This is a genomic window from Pseudomonas sp. GW823-FHT02C05 (assembly GCF_058797595.1).
This window is the reverse complement of record NZ_JBXAJU010000001.1, coordinates 975,611-991,224: the sequence shown is the minus strand read 5'-3', so window position 1 is coordinate 991,224 and position 15,614 is coordinate 975,611. Positions and strand designations below refer to the sequence as shown.

The window sequence follows — 15,614 nt, the reverse complement described above, 5'->3', positions numbered from 1 at the left end:
GCGAAGGCGCCCGCAAGAGCACTGCCCGGTTCAGGGGCCCTTGGCCGCCTGCCAGCGCCTGCGCAAGCGGTGGCCGGGGAATCGGAATGCGAGTGATAGTCGATCATTTTCAACACTTTATCGGCGCCAGGCCGATGACCCAGATCACCACGAATACTCGCCAAAGCGTTAACATTCCACCCAGCCTTTGGCTTTAAACCTGTCATATCCACTTTATGCATCGCGCCCTTTGCTGCGCCATGACGGCATTTCCTCACCGGAGTCATGCACTTTGAAAACCTGGCACACACTTGTCGGCATCCTGCTGATCACCACGGTCACCCTGCTGCTGGAGATCCCTTCCGCCACCTGGCTGACCTCGGCCACCCTGAGCATGATCCTGGGCACCGCAGCCCTGGCCTACATGGCGATGTCCTGCCTGCTGGCCAGCCGCTGGGGCTGGGTCGAACGGCTGTTCGGCGGCCTTGACCGGGTCTACGAGGCGCACAAATGGCTGGGCATCTGGGCCCTGGCATTCGCCACCTACCACCTGGTGTTCAAGGCCAACCTGGATGAATGGAACAGCGTGCCGATCCTCGAACTGTCCAAATACTGGACGCGCCTGGTCCGCCAGCTGAGCTACGTGGCCCTGGGCCTGATCGTGCTGCTGGCACTGAACCGCAACATTCCCTACAGCCAGTGGCGCTGGTGGCACAAGCTCTCCGGCCCGCTGTTCCTGATCGTCATCCTGCACTGGCTGAGCTTCAAATCGCCCATCACCCTGGATTCGCCCTCGGGTATCTGGCTGGCTCTGCTCTGCGTCCTCGGCGTGCTTGGGGCCCTGTACAAGCTGCTGCTCTACCCCCTGGTGGCCAAGGCCGGCGAATACCAGGTGACGGCGGTCCGGGTGGAGAAGAACTCCCTGCACCTGGAGCTGATTCCCCAGGGCCGGGGCTTTCCTTTCAAGGCCGGGCAGTTCGCCTTCCTCTCGATGCAGGAAAAAGGCCTGCGCGAACCCCATCCGTTCACCATCGCCAGCGCCCAGGCCCATGACGGGCGCATCGAATTCGTGATCCGCGCCCTGGGGGACTACACCCAACGCCTGCGCCGCCAGGTCAAGGTCGGCATGCGTGCGGACATCTATGCGCCCTATGGGCGTTTCAAGCGGCCGCAGGCGGCTGCCCGGGAAATCTGGATCGGCGGTGGCGTGGGCATCTCGCCATTTATTTCCTGGCTGCAGGATGAAGCTGCCGGGCAGTTCGACAAGGCCACCCTGGTGTACTGCTACAACCCGTCCCGGGCCTTCCCCAGTGTCGACACCCTGCAGGGCATGGCCCAGGCCCGGGGAGTGAACTTCGTGGCCAACTGCGGCGGCACCGAGCCCCTGGCCCAGACCCTCAAGCGCACCGCGGCCGAAACCGATCCGCAGCAGATCCAGGTCAGCTTCTGCGGGCCCAAGGGCTTGCTGGGCCAGGTCCGGGAACTGATGAGCGAGTGCCGGATTCCCCAAGGCAACCTGCACTACGAATTCTTCGAGTTCCGCTGATCAAGCCGCTGGCGGCCCTGGCTGGCGCGGCTCGCGCAGCGTCACCCAGACCACCAGCGCCGCCAGCAGGGTCATCAGGGTCAGCACCTGCAACAACTGGCTGAAAGCCTGCCCGTACAGGGCCAGCAACCCCTCCCGGCCCAGCGCCGGCAAGGCCGCCAGAGTACCGGGCAGGTCCCCCCCGGCCAGTTGCCGGGCAGCCCCCATCAACGTCTCGGCGGGCAGCGCCTGATCCGCCAGGGCGTGCTGCAGCAGCCCCGCCAGCAGCGCCACCACCAGGGCCAGGGCAATGCCCTCGCCGGCCACCCGGGTGGTGCTGAAGATGCCGCTGGCCATGCCCGCGCGCTCCTTGGGCACCACGCTCACCGACAAGCCGTCCATCAGCCCCCAGGGCAGCCCGCTGCCGAGGCCGATCAGCAGCAGCGGCCAGATCCGATCGGCCGGCGCCTGGCCCGCAGCGATCCGGCTCAGCCACCACAGCCCGGCGGCAGCCAGCAACAGGCCCAGGCTCGACAGGTTGCCGGCGCTGCACCAGCGGCTGAGCCAGCCCGCGGCGAACGGCACCACCAGCATCGGCGCCGACAGGGCAAGCATCAGCATCCCGGCATCGATGGCGCTGTAGCCTTCGACGCCGATAAAGCGGATCGGCAACAGGATCAGCAGCACCACGTAGCAATAGCAGGTGGCGATGGGCAGCACCTGCACCCCGACAAAACGCGGATAGCGAAACAGCGACAGATCCAGCATCGGCCGCGCTGCACGCCGCTCGACGACGATGAATAGCCACAGTGCCAGCAGCGCCCCCGCCAGCAACAGCAGAACCCAAGGGCTGCTCCAGCCGTTTTGCGGGGCCTGCAGGATGCCCCAGGTCAGCAGCACCAGCGCCAGGGTGAAACTCAGGGTGCCGGGCCAGTCCACGCCCTGGGCGTCGGGGTCGCGGGACTCTTGCATGCGCGGCACGCCAAAGGCCAGGGACAGGCCGCCGATCAGCGCCCCGGAGACAAAGATCCCGCGCCAGCCGGCCTGTTCCACCAGGACCCCGGCGAGGATCGGGCCAAACGCCAGGCCGACACCAAAGGTGGTGCCCAGCAGGCTGAAGGCACGGGTTCGCGCCGGGCCGTCGAAGGCCTGGGCCAGGGCCGCCGAACCACCGGCCAGGGCGGCGGCACCGGCCAGCCCCTGGACCCCGCGCAAGAGGTTCAGCCACAGCAGCGACGGTACGAACACCAGGGCCAGGGAGCTCAGGCCGAACAGCGCCACGCCGAGGCTGAACAGGCGCTTGCGGCCAAATTCGTCGGCCAGGGTGCCGGCGGCCATCAGCACGCTGCCAAAAGTCAGCATGAAGGCATTGGTGGTCCAGCTCAGGGCCAGCGGGCTGCCCCCCAGTTCATGGCCGATGGCCGGGGTCGCCACCGCTACCCCGACAAAGGTCAGGGGCAGCATCAGGGCCGCCAGGCACACCGCGGCCAGCACGCCATGGGCGGACTGCCGGCGACTTTGGGCGGCCTGCCCCAGGGGTAATTCGAGTTCGGGATTCACACGGACCTCTCAAGCCCTGGCAACCAGGGGTGGGCTAAGAAAAATCCATGGTAGGTATGCCGCAATCGCTGAAAAACAGGGCATTCTTCCGCTCTTTACGGACAAAAACGCTGCAATCGAGGTGAACGATGGACAACCTAAACGGCTTGCAGGTGTTTGTCAGCGTGGTCCAGAGCGGCAGCCTGGTGGGCGCCGGCGAGCGCCTGGGGCTGTCTGCCTCGGCGGTGGGCAAGGCCCTGGCGCGCCTGGAGCAGCGCCTTGGCGTGCGCCTGCTGAACCGCAGCACCCGGCGCATCAGCCTGACCGATGAAGGCGCGCTGTTCTATGAGCGCGGCCAGCGCATCGTCGCCGAAGTCCAGGAGGCCGAGGCCGAACTGGCGCGGATCAGCGACAAGCCCCGGGGCCGGCTGCGGGTCAGCCTGCCGGCCATCGGCTATCGGATGCTGCTGCCGATCCTCCCGGAGTTTTCCGCGCGCTACCCGGACATCGAGCTGGACCTGGACTTCAACGACCGGCTGATCGACGTGATCGCCGAAGGCGTGGACGCGGTGATCCGCAGTGGCGAGCTGCCGGACTCGCAACTCAAGTCCAGGAACCTGGGGCCCTTCGGCTTCGTGCTGGTCGGCGCCCCCGGTTACTTCGCCCGGCGCGGCACCCCGCGCACGCCCCGGGAGCTGGAGCAGCACGCCTGCCTGCGCTACAAGTTCCCCGGCGGCAGCTTGCTGCAGCAATGGAGCCTGCGCCTGCCCGACGGAGCCCCGCCGCTGGTGCTGGGCAGTGCCCTGACCAGCAACAACCTGGAATCGCTGATCCACGCCGCCACCCAGGGCCTGGGCATCGCCTACGTGCCCGAGTTCGTGGTCTGCGGGGCCCTGGCCGATGGCAGCCTGGTCGCGGTACTGGACGACTACCAGCAAGAGCGCGGCAAGTTCTCCATCCTCTGGCCCAGCAGCCGTCACCTGCTGCCCAAGCTGCGGGTGTTCGTCGACTTTCTCGGTGAACGGCTGGAGCTGGGCAAGCACCACGCTTCCCGCTGATATCCCCTCGATGCCTGGCGCTGGCCGGGCAGTCGCCGGCCCCTGCAAAACATCAACAAATGCAGATGCCAGCTTACCAATCCATGTATTCATCTTGATGTTTGCCCACCGTAAGCTCGTCCTGGCCTGCTGCTGCAGGCCAGGCAATGTCGGTACGCCAAAAACAACAGCTAAAGGCCATCCCAATAACAATCTGATCTGCCGACTCCAGGAACCGCTATGTCAACTACCCCATCACGCCGCCCTTGCGTCGGCCTGCATCGTGGCGCCCGCCCCTTGAACGAGGTGCGCCATGACTGACTTCCTGCCCGCTCCGGGCACCGATGAACACTTGCTGCACCACCAGGGCTATCGCCAGGAGCTGCACCGCGGCCTGTCCCTGTGGTCGTCGTTCTCCGTGGGCTTTGCCACGGTCTCGCCAGTGGTGGGGATCTATTCGGTGATGGCCCTGGGCGCCATGAGCACCGGCCCGTCCTGGGTCTGGATCGTGCCCCTGTGCCTGGCCCTGCAGATGCTGGTGGCGCTGGTCTATGCCGAACTCGCCTCGCAGTACCCCCTGGCCGGCGGTTGCTATCAATGGGTCAAGCGCCTGGCTGGAGACCGCTGGGCCTGGTTCACCGGCTTCATGTACCTGGCCTCGGCCCTGGCTTCCCTGACCACCGTGGCCTACCTGGGCGGGTTCTGGCTGTGGCTGTTCGTCACCGGCACGCCGCCTTCGGCCAATGCCCAGGTGGCCAGCGGCGCCGTGCTGCTGGCGTTGGGGCTGGGGGTCAACCTGTTGGGGATCAACCCGCTGAAGTACTTCGTCAACGCCGGGATCATCGCCGAAGCCATCGCCTCCATCGGCATCGGCGTGCTGTTGCTGCTGTTCTTTCGCAACCACTCCTGGTCGCTGCTGCTGGAAGGCCTGGGCAACAGCGTCAGCGGCGATGGCACCTACCTGAGCGGCTTCGTCACCGCCATGGCAGTGGGCGGCTGGGCCTTTCTCGGCTTCGATGCCTGCTCCCAGGTGTCCGAGGAAACCGCCGATGCCCGTACCTCCACGCCGCGGGCCATCCTGCGCTCGATGCTGCTGGTGGGGCTGACGGTGATGCTCACCGCCTTTGCCGTGACCCTGTCGTTCACCGACACCGCGGGCCTGGTGGCCGGCCAGGTGGTGGACCCGGTCACCCCGGCGGTGGTGGATGCCTTTGGCGCCTGGGCCGAGCGGCCCTTCGTCGGCGTGGTGCTGGTGGCGTTCATTGCCTGCGTGGTCTCGGTACAGACCTATATCGGCCGCGCGGTATTCGGCATGGCCCGGGACTCGATCCTGCCCGCCTCGGCGTTCCTGCGCCGGGTGGATGGGCGCAAGGTGCCCTTCGCCGCCATGCTCGTTTGCACCCTGTTCGCCAGTTTCGGCCTGGCCCTGGGCCTGAACGCCACGGCCGTGGGCACCCTGATCGCCTTCGGCAGCGGGGGCTTCTTCATGGTGTTCCTGATCGTGATCAGTTGTGCCCTGGTCCATCGCCTGCGTGGCCGCTGGCGGCCCGACGCCGGGGTCTTCAACCTCGGCCGCTGGGGCCTGCCGGTGAACCTCGCGGCCTTTGTCTGGCTGCTGTTCGAGAGCGTCAACGTGGCCTGGCCGCGGGAATCCCTGGCGCCGCCCGGAGCGCCCTGGTTCCAGGTCTGGGCAGTGGTGCTGGTGTTCTCGACCCTGGCCGTGCTGGGCCTGATCTACATGGTCCTGGCCAAGCCCTACCTGCGCCGCGACAGCAGCGCATCCGACCGCGGCTGAATCCTCATGCGCTGTCAGCGACAGCGCATTCCCTCCCCGCTACTGGCCCGGCGCCTGCTGCGCCGGCCGCTTCACGCCTGATGTTTCTGGAGACCATCGATGCCCCCGTCCATCCATTACTGGAACTACCCCACCGAGATCTTCTGCGGCGCCGAGGCCCTGCACGGCCTGGCCCAGCGCTGCGCCCTGCTGGGCATGGCCAGGCCCTTGCTGGTCACCGACCCGGGCATGCTCGAACTGGAACCCTTTGGCCTGTTGACCGCGCACCTGGAGCAGAGCCGCCAGGGCTTTGCGGTATTTGCCGAACTGGCCAGCAACCCGAGCCTGGACGATGTGCAGCGCGGCGTCCAAGCCTTCAGGGCCGGCGGCCACGACTCGCTGATCGCCCTGGGCGGCGGCAGCGCCATGGACGCCGCCAAGGGCATCGCCCTGGCCGCCGTGGACCCGCAAGGGCTGCAGCGTTTCGAGTGGTCCCAGGTGATCGAGCATTACCCGAGCCTCAGTGACTTTCCGCGCCTGGGCCTGCCGCCCCTGATCGCCCTGCCCACCACTGCCGGCACCGGCTCCGAACTGGGCCGCGAAGCGGTACTGACCGACAGCCAGCAGCAGGTCAAGCGGGTCATCAGCCACCCCGAACTGCTGCCCGCCTGCGTGATCCTCGACCCGCTGCTGACCCGCGGCCTGCCGCCCGCGCTGACCGCCGCCACCGGCATGGATGCCCTGACCCACCATATCGAGGCGTTCTGCTCGCCCCTGTACCACCCGATGTCCAGCGCGATTGCCGTGGAAGGCATGCGCCTGGTGCAGCAGCACCTGCGCCGGGCAGTGAGCCACGGCCAGGACCTGGACGCCCGGGAAGGCATGCTGGTGGCCTCGGCGATGGCTGCGGTGGCCTTCCAGAAGGGCCTGGGGGGCGTCCACGCCCTGGCCCACCCGCTGGGCGCCCGCTATCACCGTCACCATGGCCTGCTCAATGCCGTCCTCCTGCCCTATGTGCTGGTGGCCAACCAGCCGGTGATTGCCGAGGAGATCGGGCGCCTGGCCCGTTACCTGGACTTGCCCCGGGGGGATTTCCAGGGGTTCCTGGACTGGATCCTGGCCCTGCGCGCCGAGCTGGGCATCCCCCACTGCCTGGCGGATATCGGCCTGGACAGCCATGAAGCCGAGTGGGTCGGGGCCCAGGCCCTGGCGGATATTTCGTCCTCCGACACCAATGCCCGACCGCTGAGCGCAGCCGACTACAGCCAGATCTTCCGCAACGCCGTGCACGGCGTCCTGCCAGGAGCCCGCCCATGAAACCGGCCTTGTTTATCGATGGCCACTGGGTCGATGGCGACGGCGCGCCGATGCCGGTGCATGACCCGTCCCTGGGCCAAATCATGGCCCAGGTACCGGCGGCCAGCGCCCATCAGGTGAACCTGGCGGTGCAGGCCGCGCGCCGGGCCCTGCCAGGGTGGCGCAGCCTCAGCGGCGCCCGGCGAGCCGAGTACCTGCAAGGCTTCGCCCGGCACCTGCAGCAACGCCGCGAAGGGCTGATCGCCCTGCAGATGCGCAATAACGGCAAGCCGCGGCACGAAGCCGAACTGGACCTGGACGACGCCATCGCCACCTTCGACTACTACGCCGGCCTCGCTGCCCAGCTGGACGCCCGCCAGGATCAACCGGTGCCCTTGCAGGCTCCGGGCTTCAGTGCCCACTGCAGGTTCGAGGCCCTGGGCGTGGTGGGGCTGATCGTGCCCTGGAACTTCCCCCTGGTCACCAGTGCCTGGAAGCTGGCCCCGGCCCTGGCCGCGGGCTGCACGTTGGTGCTCAAGCCCTCGGAAGTGACGCCCCTGATCGAACAGGTCTACGGCGAAATCGCCGACGCCCTGGGCTTGCCGGCGGGCGTGTTGAACCTGGTGGCCGGCGCCGGCGAAACCGGCGCAGCCCTCAGCCAGCATCCGGGGCTGGACAAGCTGTCGTTCACCGGCAGCACTGCCACCGGCCAGCGAGTGATGGCCAGCTCCGCCGCCTTCTGCCGGCCACTGACGCTGGAGCTGGGGGGCAAGTCGCCGATCCTGGTATTCGCCGACGCCGACCTGGACCAGGCGGTGCACTGGATCATCGGCGGCTTTTGCTGGAACGCCGGGCAGATGTGCTCGGCCACCTCGCGGCTGCTGGTCCACGAGTCGATTGCCGATGCTTTGCTGCAGCGGTTGCGCAGTGCCCTGCTGGCCCTGCGGGTCGGCAACCCCCTGGAGCAGGAAGTGGACATGGGCCCCCTGAGTTGCCAGGCCCAGTGGCGCACGGTGTGCACCTACCTGGAACAGGCCAGGAACGAGGGCCTGGAATGCCTGGTGGGCGGCCATGCCCTGCCCGGGCCGGGCTGGTTCGTGGCGCCCACGGTGTACACCGATGTGCCCACCAGCAGCAGGTTGTGGCAAGAGGAGATCTTCGGCCCGGTGCTGTGCATGCGCCGTTTCAGTGACGAAGCACAGGCCCTGGCCCTGGCCAACGACAGCGCATTCGGCCTGGTGGCCACTGTGATCAGCGCCGATCTGCAACGCGCCGAACGGGTCGCCGCCGCCCTGGACGTGGGCCACGTGTGGATCAATTCACTGCAGGCGGTGTTCGTCGAAACCTCCTGGGGCGGCACCAAGGGCAGCGGCATCGGGCGGGAACTGGGCCCCTGGGGGCTGGCTGCCTATCAGTCGATCAAGCACCTGACCCGCTGCCTGGGCTGAAGCGCGGGATCAGCCGCCATGCTCTGCCAGCAGGTCGGCGATAAAGGCCTTCAGCGCTTCGCCACGGGCATGCCCGGCGTGGGTGATCATGCTGTGCTGCACCTCATAGCGCAGCGTCTCGGGGTGCAGCACGCGCATCTGCCCGGCCGCGACCCAGGGCTGGGCATAGTGGCTGGGCAGGTAGCCCAGGTGGGTGCCCGCCAGTACCCCGTGGACCACCGCCTCCATGTGGTAGGCGGTGGCCGAGGCGCGCTGGGGCGTTACCGGCAGCACCTGGCTGGCGGGCAGGAAACCGTGCTTGATCCAGTCACAGGCCTTGATGTGCGCAAGCTCTGGCTCCAGGACAGGGAACAGCGGGTGCGAGGCGCCGCAGAACAGGGCGATTTCCTCGGCATACAGCGGCTGATAGTCGAGGGTCGGCAGGCTGCGGCTGAAATAGGAAATGGCCAGGTCCAACTGGCCGTCGATCACCGCCCGCTCAAGCTCGGTGGGCGAATTGATGAACACATGCAGGTGCAGGTCGTGCTCGCGGCGATAGAAGCGCGCGATGGCCGCGTCGATGCGTGCCGCGGGCAAGGTGGCGATGTTGTCCGCCAGCCCCAGGTACAGATCCCCCACCAAACGCCCGGACAACTCCTGGGCCTCGCTCTTGAACGCCTCCACCGCGCCGAACAGCGCCTGGGCCGCCGCCAGGATCCGCTGGCCCTTCTCGGTCAGGCGAAAGCCGCCCTTGCCGCGCTCGCACAGCCGATAGCCGAGGCGTTTTTCCAGGCTGGAGATGTGCATGCTGATATTGGACTGGCTCATGTTCAGTTCGGCCTGGGCCGCGGTGAAACCGCCGCACTTGACCACTACGGAGAAAATCCGCAGCAGGCGCAGGTCCATGTCGGTGACGTTTCTAAGCACAGGGGGTTTCCAGGAGTCGCGGGGCTGAACCAGGGGGCTATTCAACGGCAGCGCCCGGGCCGCGTCAAATCCATCGCGGCTTGCGTGATCGATGACATTGCAGGGACTATGCAACGCCTTCTTGCCACCTTGGATCGCTTGCCAATGGACTCACACCCCACGCCCGCGCTGTGCACCGAACGCTTGCTGCTGCGCCCCCTGGAACTGGCGGACGCCGACGCCATCCAGCAGCTATTCCCCCAGTGGGAGGTGGTGCGCTACCTCAACGCCCTGGTGCCCTGGCCCTACCCGGCCGACGGCGCCCTGAGCTTCCTGCGGGACATGGCGCTGCCGGCGATGGCCCGGGGCACGGAATGGCACTGGACGCTGCGCCTGCGCAGCAACCCCGGGCAGATGATCGGCAGCATCAGCCTGATGGACGAAGCCGACAACAACCGCGGCTTCTGGCTGGCCCCGCCGTGGCAGGGCCAGGGCTACATGAGCGAGGCCTGCAAGGTGGTGGACCACTATTGGTTCGAGGTACTGCAACGGCCCTTGATGCGGGTGCCCAAGGCCGCGCCGAACCAGGGCTCGCGGCGGATTTCCGAACGCGCGGGCATGCGCCTGATCCGCTCCGAGGACGGTGAGTTCGTCAGTGGGCGATTCCCCGTGGACATCTGGGAAATCACCCGCGAGCAATGGCGCCGACTCAGGTAAAGCGCACCCCGGGACGGGGGCGCTGGTCCACCGTCAGTTCGAACACATCCGGGCGAGCGTAGTGGCCGACCACGTCGTAGTCATAGCGCGCCCGCACCAGGTCGGCGGTATCGATCTGCGCGCTGATCAGCCCGGCCCGGCCCACCAGGGGGCCGGCCAGTACGTCCCCCATGGGCCCGACGATCACGCTGCCGCCGGCAATCAACGGCCGTTGGGCCGGCCAGTTGGCAATCTCCAGCCCCAGCTCTTCGGGCGAGGCCTGCACCTGACAGGCGCTGACCACGAAGCAGCGCCCCTCGTGAGCGATATGGCGCATGCTCACCTGCCACATTTCCCGCTCGTCCACCGTGGGCGCACACCAGACTTCGATGCCCTGGGCGTACATCGCGGTACGCAGCAGCGGCATCATGTTTTCCCAGCAGATCACCGCGCCCACCCGGCCGACCTGGGTGTCCAGCACCGGCAGGGTCGAGCCGTCGCCCTTGCCCCAGATCAAGCGTTCGGTCCCAGTGGGCATCAGCTTGCGGTGCTTGCCCGAAAGCCCCTGCTGCGGGTCGAAATACAGCGCCGTGCAGTACAGGGTGCTGCCACTGCGCTCGATGACACCCAGCACCAGGTTGGCTCCGGTACGGGCGGACAGCGCGGCCAGGGCATCGGTTTCCACCCCGGGGACCTCGATGGCATTGGCGAAGTAGCGGGCAAAGGCCTCGCGGCCCTCCGGCAGGCGATAGCCCAGCTGGGTGCCGAAGCCTTCGCCCTTGGGGTAGCCCCCCAGCAGCGCTTCGGGCATCACCACCAACTGCGCGCCGGCTTCGATGATGGCGGCCTCGTACGAGAGGATCTGTTCCAGGGTGGCGGCCTTGCCTTCAGGCAAGGCCCCGATCTGCAGGGCAGCGACAACGGACTTGGGCATGGGATGACTCCTTGAGCAATCAGGTGTTGCCCATTCTGCTGCGGCCCCTGATCATCGATAAACCCCACTCCAGTGCTTAATGATATGAACCAGATGAATATCGCCAGTGTCGACCTCAACCTGCTCAAGGCTTTCGAGGCGCTGCATGACGAGTCCAGCGCCAGCCGCGCCGCCTTGCGCCTGGGGGTGACCCAGTCAGCCATGAGCGCTGCCCTGCGCCGGCTGCGCGAGCTGTATGGCGACCCGCTGTTCGTGCGTACCGGGCGCGGGCTGGCGCCGACCCTCAAGGCCAATCAGTTGAAGCCCGTGGTCAGCGAAGCCTTGAACAAATGCCGCCAGAGCCTGGCCATGGTCGCCCCCGACACCGCCGACTATCAGGGCCGCTCGGTAACGCTGGGGCTGTCGGATGATTTCGAGATTGCCTATGGCCGGCAGATGATCGAGGCCGTGGCCCGGCGGGCGCCGAAGCTGCGGCTGATCTTTCGCCAGAGCCACAGCCAGATCGTCGCCGAGGCGCTGTTGCAGCGCAGCGTCGACCTGGCCATCAGTGCCGGCGGCTTTGCCGAACGCCTGCTCAGCCGCCAGGTGCTGGGGGAAGGCCATTACCTGTGCCTGGCAGACCCGGCCAGCCTGGCCCCCGGGCAACAGCAGATCAGTCTTGAGGAGTTTGTCGCACGGGAACACCTGCTGGTGTCGTCCCAGGGGTTTATCGGGATTACCGATGAAGGCTTGGCCAACCTGGGGCTGAGCCGCCAGGTGTGCGCCTCGACCACGCACTTTGCCGCCTTGCCCTTTCTGCTCAAGGGCAGCCAGGCGGTGGCGACCATTCCGGCCCATGCCGCCCGACGCATCGCCGAACTCACCGGGCTGCAGTTGCTGCCCTGCCCCCTGGCCCTGCCGCGCTACCCGATCGAGCTGGGCTGGCGCACCAGCCCGCAGACCGATCCGCTGCTGGTGAAGGTACGCGAGGCGATTGTCGAGAGTTTTGCCCTTACTTGTTCGCCGCCATCAGGCGATTGACTTCACTGCGCACCATGTTCGAGTACTCCGGCGGCGACATGCCGTCGAGCTCGGCGCGGACCCACTCGGCCCACTTGCCCTTGCGCTTGCCACGCTCGCCGAACAGCCGCGCGGCCTCGCCCTTGGCCTTGCCCAGGTTGCTCTGCCACAGGTCGAACAGACGGGACTTCTCGTCCTCGATGGCGGCGCGCTCGGCCAGGGTCTTGTTAGCCAGATTGAAACTCATGGGAAATTCCTGCTGCGTAAAATAGGCGCCATCTTACACTGTAGGGGCTACGGGTTTTACCCCGGGGTCGCCAACGGGGCGTAAAACAACTGCAACTTTTGCCCCCGCGCCAGACTCCATTGCTTGCTACCCATTCACCTGTAGCCGCTGGCGGATGCGTTGTGCACCAGCGGCGATATTTCCAAGGAAAAAACTTCATGGCTCGTAAATCTGCCGCGCAAGCGGAAAACGATCAAATCAAGGACCAGGCCTTCAGCGAACTGCAGGCGCTGATCGAAGAATCGGAAAAGCTGCTCAAGGGCAGCGCCAGCCTGGTCGGCGAAGAAGGTGAGAGCCTGCGCCAGCAAGTCAGCCTCAAGCTCAAGCAGGCGCTGGATTCGGTCAGCAATGTGCGCGAGCGCAGCAAGCCGGTGGTGGATGCCACCGAGCAGTACATCGGTGGCCACCCGTGGCAGACCGTGGCCATCTCCGCCGGTTTCGGCCTGGTGGTAGGCCTGTTGCTGGGCCGTCGTTCCTAAGCCCCCGTGCAACGTTGAGGCCAGGTACGCCAATGGCGGCCTGGCCTTTTTCATGCCTTCAGTCCTGGGCCAGCGCCCGCAATTGCTGCAGCTGCTCGGCGGGAATGGCGATGCCCGCGTGCTGCGAACGCTCGCGCTGCTGATGCCGGCGATCCCCCGGCAGGCGCTTGAGCCCCACCGCATGCATCTGCCGCACCAGCTCCTGGCTGCGCTCGGCAAAACTCTGCCCGGCAGCCTTGCTCGGGTCGATGACGATCAGCAACTGGCCAGTCCAGGGCGTCTTGGCCCCCGGGTGGCCGGACCAGTCGAATTCGAAGGAGAAGTTGCCCCCGGTCAGGGCTGCCGCCAGCAACTCCACCATCATCGACAGAGCCGAGCCCTTGTGCCCGCCAAACGGCAGCAAGGCGCCACCTTCAAGAATCGCCCTGGGGTCCTGGGTCGGCTGGCCCAGGCTGTCGACACCGATGCCCGGCGGCAGGCGCTCGCCCTTGCGCGCGGCGATCTGCACGTCGCCATGGGCAATGGCGCTGGTGGCCAGATCGAAGACGATCGGCTGGCCCTGGGCCTGGGGTGCGGCGAAGGCGATCGGGTTGGTGCCGAACAATGGCCTGTCGGCGCCGTGGGGCACGACGCAGGTCATGCTGTTGACCACGCTCAGGGCCACCAATCCTTCCTCGGCGAAGGGTTCGACATCCGGCCAGAGTGCGGCGAAGTGGTGCGAATTGCGGATAGCCAGCACGGCGATACCGGCGCTGCGGGCCTTGCTCACCAGCAGCTCGCGGGCGGCAGCCAGGGCCGGCTGGGCAAAGCCGTTGCCGGCGTCGACCCGGACAAAGGCCGCCGCCACATCCTCCACCACCGGCACGGCCTGGCCGTCGACCCAGCCACTGGCCAGGGTCGAGACATAACCGGGAATGCGGAACACGCCATGGCTGTGGGCTCCGTCGCGCTCGGCGCCGGCACAGTTCTCGGCCAGGCAGCGGGCCACTTCGGCGCGGCAGCCGTGGCGTTGGAAAATCGTTTCCAGCAACTGCACCAGGGCCGGTAAAGAAAGGTATTGGGGCGGTGTTTCAACAACCACGGACGATGCAGACATCTGAAGCTCCAGAGTAATTATTGGAGGGGGCGACAGCGTGTGAACCTGGCGATTAAACAACGCCGCACTCCAACCCTGTCAACCACTGCCGGCGCCTTGCAGGGAAGGTGCCAGGATGGCCGGAACAACCATCCCCCTGGAGCAAGAAAAAGCCCCCTGTGCGCTGCCGTGGCAAGGCACAGGGGGCTGTTTCAGCCTGGCTCAGTCCTTCTGGTCGCGCAGCACATTGCCCGAGGCGCCGTCGATGCGAAACTCATAGACACTGCCATCGGACTTGCGCCCTTCGCCTTCCCAATAGCCATCGTTGTCCGCTTCGATCTTGTAGATCTCCACGTAGCCGGCTTTGGTCTTTGCGGTTTCAATGGCTTTTTCAATGGTGATCCAACCGGCCCCCGGACGGTCGGCCAGGGCCGCTCCAGCGCCCAGCAGGCTGGCGGTGGCAAGCAATGCGGCAAGCGTCTTCTTCAACATGGTCCATCTCCTTGTGTATTCACTTTCGATACAGAGCCTGGTTTTAGGGCGTGCCAGATGAAAATAAGTTCACTTTGATGCTCATTAGCCATGACGGTTGTTCTCCAAGACTTGCCGCGGAGGGTAGAATGCGGGAAATCAGGAAGAGTCAATGAGCGAACAGATCCTCTCAGAAGCCGAATACGACGCCATCACCCAAGCGGCAGCCCAATGGTGCATGCGCCTGCATGAACCCGACTGCAGCGACGCGGAGCGTCTGGCCTTTCAGCAATGGCATGATGCCGACCCCCTGCACGCCTTCGAATACGAGGCGATGCGGGAAATATGGGAAGTGGCCGATCAACTGCCCCCCTCCACCCTCACTGCCGCACCAGCCCCCGCACCGGTCAAGCTCGTTCCCCGGCGCACCTGGCAGCAGTATGGCGTGGCGGCGGCCATCGCCCTGTGCGCCCTGCCCCTGGCCGCCTACAGCGGCTGGGAACTGGGTTGGGTGCCGTCCTCCTACCAGCGATTCGAAGCCGGCGACAGCCTGCGCAGCGTGACCCTGGCCGATGGCAGCCAAGTGCAACTGAACCTGGGCAGCACCCTGACCTACAGCAACTACAAGGACCAGCGCCGGGTCACCCTGAAAAAAGGCGAAGCCTTCTTCAAGGTCAGCCACGACGCCAGCCACCCGTTCGTGGTCAAGGCCGCCAATGGCCAGGTCAAGGTCACCGGCACCCAGTTCAATGTGTGGATGTACGAGGACCAGGTGCGGGTCACCCTGCTCCAGGGCTCGGTCCTGGTGAGCAGCAACACCGCCCTGCCCGGCGAAGGTTTCCGCCTGGAGCCGGGCATGCAGGCCAGCTACAAGGCCGGCGACTACCAGCCGCAGATCAGCCAGACCTACAGCAACGACAGCTCCCTGGCCTGGCGCGAAGGCAAGCTGGTGCTGGACAACCTGGCTCTCACCGACGCCCTGCCGCTGATCAACCGCTACCTGGACACTCCGGTGCAGGTCGCCGACGCCAACACCGGCAAGATCCGCGTCGGCGGCATCTACAACACCCGGGAAATCAAGAGCCTGCTGACCTCGCTGCCCAAGGTGCTGCCGGTCTACCTGACGCGCAATCGCGATGGCAACCCGGTAATCAACTCACTGCCCCAGTCCCCGCCAAAAAGCTGAAGGCC

15 protein-coding genes are annotated in these 15,614 nt (G+C 66.5%); 9 read left to right on the top strand and 6 right to left on the bottom strand.

Going from position 1 to position 15,614, the window contains the following annotated elements:
• Positions 1–271: 271 nt before the first annotated feature.
• Positions 272–1,525, top strand: a complete 1,254-nt coding sequence (locus AC1RGE_RS04680) for a ferredoxin reductase family protein (protein ID WP_103290243.1) — start codon at positions 272–274, stop codon at positions 1,523–1,525.
• Here AC1RGE_RS04680 and AC1RGE_RS04675 read toward each other — a convergent pair whose 3' ends face one another.
• Entirely contained in the window at positions 1,526–3,064 is a 1,539-nt protein-coding gene (locus AC1RGE_RS04675; protein ID WP_492583485.1) for an MFS transporter, read from the bottom strand. It lies immediately after the preceding gene.
• A 128-nt stretch (positions 3,065–3,192) separates the two neighbouring features.
• On the opposite strand from AC1RGE_RS04675, the gene AC1RGE_RS04670 reads away from it, so the two are divergent.
• From AC1RGE_RS04670 to AC1RGE_RS04655, 4 genes are all read left to right on the top strand, one after another.
• A complete protein-coding gene (locus tag AC1RGE_RS04670) occupies positions 3,193–4,101 on the top strand; it encodes a LysR family transcriptional regulator (protein ID WP_401260052.1) in 909 nt (302 codons plus the stop codon).
• Between the two features lie 292 nt (positions 4,102–4,393).
• Positions 4,394–5,875 (top strand): APC family permease, encoded by a 1,482-nt coding sequence (locus AC1RGE_RS04665; protein WP_103290246.1) that lies wholly within the window; start codon positions 4,394–4,396, stop codon positions 5,873–5,875.
• A gap of 99 nt (positions 5,876–5,974) precedes the next feature.
• Entirely contained in the window at positions 5,975–7,171 is a 1,197-nt protein-coding gene (locus AC1RGE_RS04660) for an iron-containing alcohol dehydrogenase (RefSeq protein ID WP_011061202.1), read from the top strand.
• The gene (locus AC1RGE_RS04655; protein WP_011061201.1) at positions 7,168–8,598 is read left to right on the top strand and encodes an aldehyde dehydrogenase family protein; all 1,431 of its coding nucleotides are present in this window, start codon (positions 7,168–7,170) and stop codon (positions 8,596–8,598) included. Before AC1RGE_RS04660 ends, AC1RGE_RS04655 begins: the two co-directional genes overlap by 4 nt.
• A gap of 9 nt (positions 8,599–8,607) precedes the next feature.
• On the opposite strand, the gene AC1RGE_RS04650 is transcribed toward AC1RGE_RS04655, so the two are convergent.
• The gene (locus AC1RGE_RS04650; RefSeq protein WP_011061200.1) at positions 8,608–9,504 is read right to left on the bottom strand and encodes a LysR family transcriptional regulator; all 897 of its coding nucleotides are present in this window, start codon (positions 9,502–9,504) and stop codon (positions 8,608–8,610) included.
• A 144-nt stretch (positions 9,505–9,648) separates the two neighbouring features.
• Here AC1RGE_RS04650 and AC1RGE_RS04645 point away from each other — a divergent pair, with 144 nt between their 5' ends.
• Entirely contained in the window at positions 9,649–10,200 is a 552-nt protein-coding gene (locus tag AC1RGE_RS04645; RefSeq protein ID WP_011061199.1) for a GNAT family N-acetyltransferase, read from the top strand.
• Here the strand turns inward: AC1RGE_RS04645 and AC1RGE_RS04640 are convergent.
• Positions 10,193–11,113: a carbon-nitrogen hydrolase family protein gene (locus tag AC1RGE_RS04640; protein ID WP_011061198.1), complete on the bottom strand. Its 921-nt coding sequence runs from the start codon at positions 11,111–11,113 to the stop codon at positions 10,193–10,195. The two genes, AC1RGE_RS04645 and AC1RGE_RS04640, sit on opposite strands and share 8 nt — an antisense overlap.
• A gap of 84 nt (positions 11,114–11,197) precedes the next feature.
• Here AC1RGE_RS04640 and AC1RGE_RS04635 point away from each other — a divergent pair, with 84 nt between their 5' ends.
• Positions 11,198–12,133 carry a LysR family transcriptional regulator gene (locus AC1RGE_RS04635; RefSeq protein WP_015635541.1) on the top strand — a complete coding sequence of 312 codons (936 nt, stop codon included), beginning with the start codon at positions 11,198–11,200 and terminating at the stop codon, positions 12,131–12,133.
• On the opposite strand, the gene AC1RGE_RS04630 is transcribed toward AC1RGE_RS04635, so the two are convergent.
• Complete coding sequence (locus AC1RGE_RS04630; protein WP_011061196.1) at positions 12,105–12,359, bottom strand: hypothetical protein; 255 nt, start codon at positions 12,357–12,359, stop codon at positions 12,105–12,107. The two genes, AC1RGE_RS04635 and AC1RGE_RS04630, sit on opposite strands and share 29 nt — an antisense overlap.
• A gap of 197 nt (positions 12,360–12,556) precedes the next feature.
• Between AC1RGE_RS04630 and AC1RGE_RS04625 the strand changes: the two genes are divergently transcribed.
• Positions 12,557–12,877: an ElaB/YgaM/YqjD family protein gene (locus AC1RGE_RS04625; RefSeq protein ID WP_011061195.1), complete on the top strand. Its 321-nt coding sequence runs from the start codon at positions 12,557–12,559 to the stop codon at positions 12,875–12,877.
• 58 nt (positions 12,878–12,935) lie between these two features.
• Here AC1RGE_RS04625 and AC1RGE_RS04620 read toward each other — a convergent pair whose 3' ends face one another.
• Both AC1RGE_RS04620 and AC1RGE_RS04615 read right to left on the bottom strand, forming a co-directional pair.
• Positions 12,936–13,973 (bottom strand): Ldh family oxidoreductase, encoded by a 1,038-nt coding sequence (locus AC1RGE_RS04620; RefSeq protein WP_011061194.1) that lies wholly within the window; start codon positions 13,971–13,973, stop codon positions 12,936–12,938.
• Positions 13,974–14,174: 201 nt separating this feature from the next.
• Positions 14,175–14,444, bottom strand: a complete 270-nt coding sequence (locus AC1RGE_RS04615) for a PepSY domain-containing protein (protein WP_011061193.1) — start codon at positions 14,442–14,444, stop codon at positions 14,175–14,177.
• A gap of 151 nt (positions 14,445–14,595) precedes the next feature.
• On the opposite strand from AC1RGE_RS04615, the gene AC1RGE_RS04610 reads away from it, so the two are divergent.
• The gene (locus tag AC1RGE_RS04610) at positions 14,596–15,609 is read left to right on the top strand and encodes a FecR family protein (protein ID WP_011061192.1); all 1,014 of its coding nucleotides are present in this window, start codon (positions 14,596–14,598) and stop codon (positions 15,607–15,609) included.
• The last annotated feature ends 5 nt before the right edge of the window (positions 15,610–15,614 follow it).

What these genes read in the sequence shown, in the direction of transcription:
- AC1RGE_RS04670 (WP_401260052.1), top strand. Translation starts at nt 3,193, where the DNA reads ATGGACAACCTAAACGGCTTGCAGGTGTTTGTCAGCGTGGTCCAGAGC.
- AC1RGE_RS04665 (WP_103290246.1), top strand. Translation starts at nt 4,394, where the DNA reads ATGACTGACTTCCTGCCCGCTCCGGGCACCGATGAACACTTGCTGCAC.
- AC1RGE_RS04660 (WP_011061202.1), top strand. Translation starts at nt 5,975, where the DNA reads ATGCCCCCGTCCATCCATTACTGGAACTACCCCACCGAGATCTTCTGC.
- AC1RGE_RS04655 (WP_011061201.1), top strand. Translation starts at nt 7,168, where the DNA reads ATGAAACCGGCCTTGTTTATCGATGGCCACTGGGTCGATGGCGACGGC.
- AC1RGE_RS04645 (WP_011061199.1), top strand. Translation starts at nt 9,649, where the DNA reads ATGGACTCACACCCCACGCCCGCGCTGTGCACCGAACGCTTGCTGCTG.
- AC1RGE_RS04640 (WP_011061198.1), bottom strand. Translation starts at nt 11,113, where the DNA reads ATGCCCAAGTCCGTTGTCGCTGCCCTGCAGATCGGGGCCTTGCCTGAA.
- AC1RGE_RS04635 (WP_015635541.1), top strand. Translation starts at nt 11,198, where the DNA reads ATGAACCAGATGAATATCGCCAGTGTCGACCTCAACCTGCTCAAGGCT.
- AC1RGE_RS04630 (WP_011061196.1), bottom strand. Translation starts at nt 12,359, where the DNA reads ATGAGTTTCAATCTGGCTAACAAGACCCTGGCCGAGCGCGCCGCCATC.
- AC1RGE_RS04625 (WP_011061195.1), top strand. Translation starts at nt 12,557, where the DNA reads ATGGCTCGTAAATCTGCCGCGCAAGCGGAAAACGATCAAATCAAGGAC.
- AC1RGE_RS04620 (WP_011061194.1), bottom strand. Translation starts at nt 13,973, where the DNA reads ATGTCTGCATCGTCCGTGGTTGTTGAAACACCGCCCCAATACCTTTCT.
- AC1RGE_RS04615 (WP_011061193.1), bottom strand. Translation starts at nt 14,444, where the DNA reads ATGTTGAAGAAGACGCTTGCCGCATTGCTTGCCACCGCCAGCCTGCTG.
- AC1RGE_RS04610 (WP_011061192.1), top strand. Translation starts at nt 14,596, where the DNA reads ATGAGCGAACAGATCCTCTCAGAAGCCGAATACGACGCCATCACCCAA.